2 protein-coding genes are annotated in these 1,613 nt (G+C 37.1%); both read right to left on the reverse strand.

The genetic code is table 11. The annotated features are described in order from the left end of the window. Positions 1 to 42: 42 nt before the first annotated feature. Positions 43 to 669, reverse strand: coding sequence for a hypothetical protein (locus A372_RS0100080; protein ID WP_019418885.1), 627 nt, complete (start codon positions 667 to 669; stop codon positions 43 to 45). A 75-nt stretch (positions 670 to 744) separates the two neighbouring features. Continuing rightward, on the reverse strand, positions 745 to 1,613 hold an 869-nt coding region (locus A372_RS32535; protein ID WP_036702493.1), incomplete at its 5' end, for an RHS repeat-associated core domain-containing protein.

Here is a 1,613-nt window from a genome sequence, read left to right on the forward strand (position 1 = left end):
ACACACTTTATTTTACAGACTCGGTTTCTAGATAATACAATTTTATTCCGTCTTCACTGCTTCTCTTTTTTCTAAATCAACTTTATACTTTCTATCTGGCAAGGGAAATTTTGATGTCGTGTGCATAATGTACTTATCTTTCTCAGAAGTCCCGTCCATCACAACCCAATAATTTACCTTTTCCTCTGATAATCCCTTAATTTTATTAAGAGGCATATCTAATGAGATACGCATTTCCTCACCATCAGAAATCCTTTTAACGTACAGCCGAGCATTGCTGTTTTTTTGAAACAGATTGACTAATTCAAATTGATATTCATACTGACCATCCGCTGTTATTTGTAACGTGTCCGTTACCACATTCTCTAATAACCAACCACTCTTGTTTACATTTTTGAATAAAGTTGGACTCAATGATAACATACATAAAATTATTACAGACAAAGCAACTATACCCCATGATGATGCAGGAAGCCATCTTTTAATAAATAAGAATATTGATAAAATAATTAACAATATTGATGGTATTCCAAAATAGACAAGAATGACTGTTGATACCAAATCTATTCCTCGTTGGAAATTCGCCGTTGTTCCTAAGATAAACCATATAACGGCAGATAGATTAATTAATATTGCTACTACCCATATAGCTCTTATTAGCTGTAGCAAATACACCACCCCTTTTAATGATTATTTGAAGTATATAAGGACTGCTAATTGCAGTCCTTATACACTAACAAATAGTTATGGTTTTACATAGAAATCTGCTAATAGTCCTTGAATATATTTTTTCCAGACATCAACGTTAGAATGCATTACTGAGTGAGACTCAATTCCATCGTACTTTTTATCAACTTTTACTTTCACATTCGCCGCATTATTAAATGTTCGACGTGCCACCCCTAGTAACCATATACTTCCTCCGTTAACTTGAACTCCATCACGTTCGTTATATACATGAAGATGCTGTCCTACTTCTTGTTTCAGTTGATATCCTCTAACTGGTGTTGCAATTGTCACAAGAGTTTCAACTTTTATGTCTTCATCACCTAATAGATTAGCCACCATAATCGCAACATTTCCTCCATGACTATGACCGACCAATCTAATAGGTTCATCAGGATTCTCTTCTCTCCATTTAATAATTTCCTCCGCTAATGCTTTAGCACCATCTTTTCTAGCTGATTTATCATTGCCACCTGTCCATCGATGTGTGGCAACATCTTCATTATACAAGCCACCGATGTACTCTCTAAATTCCGGTGTCCAAGTTTCCGGATTACTAAATGTACCATGAATTAACCAAACCTTATGCCCTGTCGGATCAATATACCTGAGCGGATTATTATGCACATACGTATAAAGATTCTGACTTAATGGATTCGTCAATTCCCCCTCATACGTATCCTCATTAATAAATCGCCCGATACTTGGATCATACCATCTTGCGCGCAAATATTGTAAATTCGTTGCCGCGTCCCAGTACTCTCCCGAGTAGCGGAAGATATTCGGAACTTGCTCCTCCTGGGTTAATGGATTGCCCCAGATGTCGTACGTGTAGCGGTTCAGTACGTTTCCTTGGGCATCCCGTATTTCCGTAATGTCGCCGTGTC

It is taken from the genome of Paenibacillus sp. OSY-SE (genome assembly GCF_000283315.1).
Lineage (GTDB): Bacteria > Bacillota > Bacilli > Paenibacillales > Paenibacillaceae > Paenibacillus_B > Paenibacillus_B profundus.